This is a genomic window from Pseudomonas sp. CM25 (assembly GCF_013179705.1).
Classification (GTDB): domain Bacteria; phylum Pseudomonadota; class Gammaproteobacteria; order Pseudomonadales; family Pseudomonadaceae; genus Aquipseudomonas.
In genome coordinates, this window is record NZ_JABMCW010000308.1 from 1 (window position 1) to 6465 (window position 6465).

At 59.8% G+C, this 6465-nt stretch carries 6 protein-coding genes; 1 reads left to right on the forward strand and 5 read right to left on the reverse strand.

Annotated features, from left to right (window positions below; translation table 11 throughout):
* The 5 genes from HP546_RS23890 to HP546_RS23910 form a co-directional block, all read right to left on the reverse strand.
* The coding region (locus tag HP546_RS23890) for a DUF1302 family protein (protein WP_172230348.1) at positions 1-269 on the reverse strand (269 nt) is incomplete at its 3' end.
* A gap of 84 nt (positions 270-353) precedes the next feature.
* A complete protein-coding gene (locus tag HP546_RS23895; protein WP_172230349.1) occupies positions 354-1775 on the reverse strand; it encodes a DUF1329 domain-containing protein in 1422 nt (473 codons plus the stop codon).
* Between the two features lie 488 nt (positions 1776-2263).
* The gene (locus tag HP546_RS23900) at positions 2264-2926 is read right to left on the reverse strand and encodes a hypothetical protein (RefSeq protein WP_172230350.1); all 663 of its coding nucleotides are present in this window, start codon (positions 2924-2926) and stop codon (positions 2264-2266) included.
* Between the two features lie 74 nt (positions 2927-3000).
* Positions 3001-4368, reverse strand: coding sequence for an FAD-binding oxidoreductase (locus tag HP546_RS23905; RefSeq protein ID WP_172230351.1), 1368 nt, complete (start codon positions 4366-4368; stop codon positions 3001-3003).
* A 66-nt stretch (positions 4369-4434) separates the two neighbouring features.
* Positions 4435-5322, reverse strand: coding sequence for a phytanoyl-CoA dioxygenase family protein (locus HP546_RS23910; RefSeq protein WP_172230352.1), 888 nt, complete (start codon positions 5320-5322; stop codon positions 4435-4437).
* Between the two features lie 302 nt (positions 5323-5624).
* On the opposite strand from HP546_RS23910, the gene HP546_RS23915 reads away from it, so the two are divergent.
* Positions 5625-6206 (forward strand): TetR/AcrR family transcriptional regulator, encoded by a 582-nt coding sequence (locus tag HP546_RS23915; RefSeq protein ID WP_172230353.1) that lies wholly within the window; start codon positions 5625-5627, stop codon positions 6204-6206.
* The last annotated feature ends 259 nt before the right edge of the window (positions 6207-6465 follow it).

Here is a 6465-nt window from a genome sequence, read left to right on the forward strand (position 1 = left end):
GCCATGAAGGTGACGTCCTCGGGCATCTTCAGCAACAGCTCGTGGGTGCCCTTGAGGTAGTTGGTGAACATATCGCCGCGGTCGTAGTTCAGGTCGCCCTGATCCGCCACGCCCGAGCTCTGCGCCAGGCAGCCGGAGGGCACATTGTGCCCGGTCGGTCCCTGGTTGATCAGGTTGCAGCCGCGCGACTCGGTACGCAGGCCCATGCCTGCGGTGATGGTGGAGTCGAACGAGCCATGAAGGGTTTCGGTTTCGAAGGTGAACCCCATTGCCAATGGGGTCGCGCACACGATGACAAGGCCTGATGCTTTGCTAATTATTTTTTTCATGCTGGCTCTCGATCTGACGTCGTTTTAGCGTTCGCTGATGGCTCGCAGGTTGTCGGAGGTGAAGAAATCGCGTTTGAGGCGGGGGCTGCTACCGTCCTCGGTGAGCCAGCGGATATCGTTCTTGCCCGCGCCGATCGAGCTCATGTCGAACAGATAACGGCCATCGACCAGGTTGTACTGGACCTGGGCCTGCACATCGCAAGCACCTGTCTCGTACACGGGGATAGAGAAGCCTTCACGCACCTTCCAGATCTGCCCTTGCTTGTCGTAGTCGACAGCCAGCAGGGGGTTCCAGCTGTCCTCATCGATGTAGAACATGCGCTTGGGCGCTTGGTGGCGCATGCCCTCGCGGACCTTGGCCTCGACCACCCAGACGCGGTGCAGCTCGTAGCGGCGCGACTGCGGCGCAAGCGAATCGTTGCCCGCGAAGGTCTCTGCCTTGGCGCTGGTGTCATAGGCGCCGAAGGCGTTGTACGGCACCAGCAGCTCCTGCTTGCCGACCAGTTTCCAGTCGAAGCGGTCCATGGTGCCGAAGAACACATTCGCCTCGTCGACGTTGTACTGGTTATCCAGCCCGATCTGCGGCGCGTCGTAGGAATACGACGGCATGCGCCGCACGCGCCGCTGGCCGGGGAAGTAGTAGAAAGTCGTCGCCTGCTCGCCGGCCACGGCCGTCTGCACTGCAGCCTGGCCGGCCAGTGCGGCGGGCTCCAGGTAACTGAAGAAACCGGCGTTCTCCAGACGGCCAACGGATGAGAACAGCGTGCTGCCTTTTTTGCCCCAGGGCGTATAGAAGATGAGGTCGGTGGACTGGCGCAGCCACTCCCCGCCTTTGCGCGGGGAAATGCCCGAGATGCTTTTTGGCAGTTCAACGCCAACGCCGCGGTAGCGCATCTTCATGTTCCACATCACCTCGGCGCCGCTGCTCGGCAAAGGAAACGGCGCACCCGGCAAATGGGCTTCCTCCAGCGCCAGTCCAGTGCCATCGAGTTTGGCGAAACCCACGTTCTGCCGAGTGTTCTGCGCCACGAAATTCGGCGCGTCGCAGGTGCGGCGGGTCGGGTAGACGTCCATCCGGTAGCCCGGAATCTTCTTGAACAGTTCCAGCTGGGCGGGGGCAAGCTTGCTCGCGTGCTGCGCCACATTGCTCGAGTCGATGCTGTACAGAGGTTTGTCGCCCTTGAATTTCCAATGCTCCCCTCGTACCTGGCCATAGCTCCAGCCCGCCCCTTGCGGCCCCGGCGCTGTCCAAGCCGGAATATCGCCGCTTGGGCTGGCGGCGACCTCCCCGCCCAGTGGCGTCAGCTTCGAACCCAGCGCCTCGGCCCCCTGGGGCGCGGCCTGCACCGAACAGATGGCGGCCGATGCCGCCAGGGTAACCAGCAGCTGCCTGAAAATACGGCGGGCGGAAACTTCACCTTCCGGCCGTGCAGTGACTTCTTTCATAAGGGGTTCCTCGAACATAGGGCTTGGGCCGGCTGCTCGATCTTTCCGGGCGGAAAAATCGGTGCCTGGCACATCTTGATCATCCGACATGGTCATCTGACCATGTCGGATGATCAACACGCAAACCACATGCCATAATGCTTGACAGGTGGATTACATCAGGTAAATCAGCTAGTTAACATTGGTGGTCGTTTAATACGTGCCAGGCGCCTGCCCTTTACTGGGAATTAAAGAAACATGTGTTACCGAAAGATGCTCGTTTATAATGCACCGCCTGAACACTTCGCCAACTAGCGCGCCCGCACACCCTAGGCACGCCGCTTATCCAGGCTCATTATCAATACGAATGGATCACCCATAAAAAAACCGCCCCGAGGGGCGGCAAAAAAGCAGGCCTACGGCCCGCCATGGAGTAACCGCGAGTCCCGAAAAACATACCCTGCACACACGGAAACCATCTTCAAAAAGATAGGGCGCTGCTGCTGATATCAATTGGAGTGAGACATGGCCTGGGCGGAAGCTTTAGTGGAACGCTGAAGTGCACGGTAGGCATAGAACAACTGGGCCATGGAATAAGACCAGACCAGAAACGCGCTGGTCATGAATATCATCTTCGTCTCATCCCCCGGAATCGGGAAGAAATCGTACCGTAGCGCTATGGTCAGCCCCGCGACCGCGCCCAGGAGCGTGGCCAGCGCGTGCCGAAACTCGCCCGCCCGCGCCAGCCGCCACATGAAGTAGAGCAGGTACAGCGTGGCGAGCAACCACATCAGTACATAGAAATAGGGAAGCCAGGCTTTGAATGCCGACGACATGAAATAGATAGCCGTAGAAATAAAAGCCGCCAAAAACAATAGGACATCCTTCGTCGGCGACGGTTTGTAATTATGCGTCACGGCCATCAAACCGAGTGTGACAATAATCGGCACGCCGACCCCGCGGGAAAACGCATCGAGAAAAATGGCAATATTATAATTAGCCTGCCACCCCGTCGCGATAAACGCCGTAAAGTTCGTTGCAGAAATACCCACAATCAAGAACTCCACACCCAGCAGATAATTTTTGCGCCTGATAAATGCTGTGCCATAACCCAAGCCACACACCACCAGCAACACGCATGAGATCAACGCGAATACGTCTATGAGTTCCACAATAACAGCCTCTGTCAAAAGGGGCGCGCCGTAGTTTTAAAATGCCGGGCATAGAACAAGCACAGCAAATGCAATCAGCCCTTATTGGCGTTGCTTTTACGCACTTTTCTATCGGTCCAGTCATCCAGCAACTTGGCTGCCGCAAAGCCAGAGTGGATGACGCACCATTGCAAGGGTTCAGGCAACATGGAGGGCGTTTTGTGTTGCAATGCCGCCAGCAGTTCAGGCGCCTTGCCGTTGATTTGCTCGGCAAAGAGCTTCCCGATCAAGGATTGAGTGCCCAGTCCGTGGCCCGAGCAGCCAGTGGTGTAGTAAATATTCTGTGTCGCGCCCATGGTGCCGATCACCGGCAGGAAGTCGTAGGCGCCACTGACATAACCACTCCAACAGTGCTTCACACCAAGGCCTTGCAGTGCCGGATAGCGCTCGCGCAGCACCTGGGCCAATGCCGCGTAGGCGGTATGGTCAGGGATATTGGGCGTGTTCGAACCGTAGGCATAACCGAGTTTCTTGACGGTCAGTACCATCGTGCCGTGCGCCGTCAGGCGGTGGCTCTCCATGGTGTAATGCGGGGTGATGATCCCTTCCCGTCCTTGCCAGCCCAGATCAGCCAACTGCTGCGTCGACAACGGTTGAGTTTCGATTGCCGACACCCGAATCGCCGCGACCTTGTTGCGCAACACCCCCAACTGTGGCGTATAGGCGTTGGTTGCCAGCACCATCACCGGGGCGCTCGCACTGCCCTGCGCGGTTTTGCAGGTAATGACCGGCCCTTCGCTGAAGGACTGCAGCGGTGTGCGTTCGTAAAGCTTCACCCCTGCCTCGATGGCCGCACGCCGCAGGCCGGCGACGTACTTACCTGGGTTCAAGGTGCCGCCACACTGCTCGGCGGCAAATAGAAAGGCGGGGGGGATACCCCGCGCGCGCATCTCGACACCGTCCACAAAGCGGCTCACCGCGCCCAGCTTGCGACCCAGCGCCATGCTTTGCAGCAAGCGCTTCTCCTGGCTGCGATGAACACATGCCCGGAGCACGCCCGAAGGGTTGTAGTCGCAGTCGATACCCAGCGTCTTGAATCGGCCTTCCACGTAGGGCACAGCCTCGTCATAGAACCTGACGAATTGCGTTGCCTGCTCCATGCCCACGCGCTTGACGAACATATCGTACTCAATCCCCATGCTGCCCAGCAGGTAGCCCGCATTGCGGCCACTGGCCCCGAAGCCGGCGAACTCCTGTTCCAGCACGATGACATCCGCGCCGAGCGCCCTCAGCTCCAACGCGGTCGACAGGCCGGCAAAGCCGGCGCCGACCACGATGACATCGGCCTGCGCCTGCCCTTGGAGCGTCGGCTGCAAATCGCCTGGCCGCTCCACCCATCCACCCAGGCTACGAAACGTCAACGGTGCTGCATTGCCCTGGGCTGCTTTGTTCAACGCATTCATTTACATGGCTCCCGGAAAATCGACTGTGGCTTGCCCCCTGAGCCGCCACATGGCGGCCCAGAAGCGTCAGAACCCTTTGCCCGGTTCGGTGAAGTCCGCCATGCCCAGCAACTCTTGCGGGTCGCGCATCTGGCCATCGATTTCCACCCACCCCAGCAATGTGGAGCTCGCACTCCAGCCCAGCAGGCGTTGCATTTCTGCAGGCAACTGGCGCACGCGCTCAATGGGAATGGACAGGAAGTGATTCTCTTCAAGGCGCAGGAAGGCCAGGTCGTAGGCCATCGTCAGGCCGGTGCGTGGAGCGTCGGACGTGTTGGCACCGCCGCCGTGATACACCGACCCCATCCAGAGCAACACCGAGCCGGCCTTCATTTGCGCGGCAACAGTCTCTTCCTGAGTCGGCATACGCTCGTCATCCCACAAATGACTACCGGGGATGACCCGGGTCGCACCGTTCTCTTCGGTGAAATCCGAGATGGCCAGCATCATCTGCAGCCGCGCCTCACGCCCGTACTGGGGGTGGCGCCACAGCGAAGTCGCATCGTCACGGTGCAGGGGCTGGAGACCTTGGCCCGGCCCGATCTGGATGGCCTGGGTAATGCTGAGTTGAATATCAGGCGCGATCTCCATGCGGTCGCTCCCTACCCAGACGTGAGTAGGTGTCTGCAGGATCTGCCGGGCCGCGCCGATGAACAGCGGGTTCAGCGCCACCTCCACCGCCGTGTCGCTGCGCCCGATGATACGGGCGACACGCCGGGTCTGCGTGCCTGCGAAGTAGGGGTCGACACCGCAAGGCGTGGCCTTCAAGCAGGTGTCCAGCTCTTCGGTGAGGGACTTCAGTGTGGCGGGCGAGACGAAGTCGGAAATGATGACCCCACCGTCACGCCGGATGATCTCCACCACTTGCTCGACCGAGGCATCGCTGCCGACCGTCGAGAGTTTTCGTGTATCCATCTGCGTTCTACCTGTCTGGTTTTGTCGTTGTTCTGTCCAGTGAGCCTCGGCCACCCGGCTTAGCCCACCGGTGCCAACCACAGTGTTCGCGACCTTCGTCCAGCGATGCCACGGTGGAGAACTCATCATTACCGAACATGGTCAGCTGATCAAGTCGTTTGATTAAACTAATTTTCGTGCTGTGCTATCCCTAGGGCATGGGATTGCATCGACGCATGGATCCAGACATGACCTTGCGATAGCATTCGTCACCGCCGACACCCGACCAAGGGCTGGCGGCACTACCGAATAGGGAGAACTCAATGGCTCGGATTGGCGCTGAAGAGCGCAGGCAGGACTTCATCGAGGCCACCGTCAAGGTGATCGCGGAACATGGCGTGGCCAACGCCACCACCCGGCGTATCGCAGCGGCGGCAGACTCGCCTCTGGCGTCGTTGCACTATGTCTTCCACACCAAGGACGAGTTGTTTTATGCGGTCTACGAGTCCTTGATCAACATGCCGCAACAATCGTTGCAACACGTGCCCACAGGCGCCACGGCAGCGGAATCGGTCGGCGAGATGTTGCGCCAGTTGGTCAACTGGTTCACGGCTCACCCGGAAATGGCCACCACCCAGTTCGAACTGTTTTGCTGGAACCTGCGCAACAACCCGCAGATGGCGACCAAGATCTATGCCGTTTCCCTCGACGCGGCCCAGCAGGCCATCGTGAAAGTCACCGACGGCGCGCTGGATCAAACCGCACTGACCACCATCAGCCGCTTACTGATCAACCTGTTCGACGGCTTGATGCTCGCCTGGTCCGCCCACGGCGACCGCGCGCGCCTGGAGGCCGAAACCGACACGGCCTGCCAGGCGGTCAAGCTGCTGGTGGCCAGTTACTGAGGCACCTTGCGGATGCGCTGTGCTGCAACCAGGCGCGGCGCATCCGAGAGGTTTGTGACAATTCACCAGCGAGCATGCCGCTCACCGCCCTGCCCGCGAATACATCCACCCCTCATGGAACAAATCGTAAATCTCTGATTCAACGGGGTCCCGGGACATCCCGAAAGTCAGCGCTCCGCCGCCCACGAATGTGCAAATCATCCTAAAACGATGGCGCCCTGGTGCATTTTGCACCTTGTCGCGCATTGTTGGCCGTCCT

Excerpts from the sequence above, each read along its gene's own strand:
- HP546_RS23895 (WP_172230349.1), bottom strand. The coding sequence starts at position 1,775 with ATGAAAGAAGTCACTGCACGGCCGGAAGGTGAAGTTTCCGCCCGCCGT.
- HP546_RS23905 (WP_172230351.1), bottom strand. The coding sequence starts at position 4,368 with ATGAATGCGTTGAACAAAGCAGCCCAGGGCAATGCAGCACCGTTGACG.
- HP546_RS23910 (WP_172230352.1), bottom strand. The coding sequence starts at position 5,322 with ATGGATACACGAAAACTCTCGACGGTCGGCAGCGATGCCTCGGTCGAG.
- HP546_RS23915 (WP_172230353.1), top strand. The coding sequence starts at position 5,625 with ATGGCTCGGATTGGCGCTGAAGAGCGCAGGCAGGACTTCATCGAGGCC.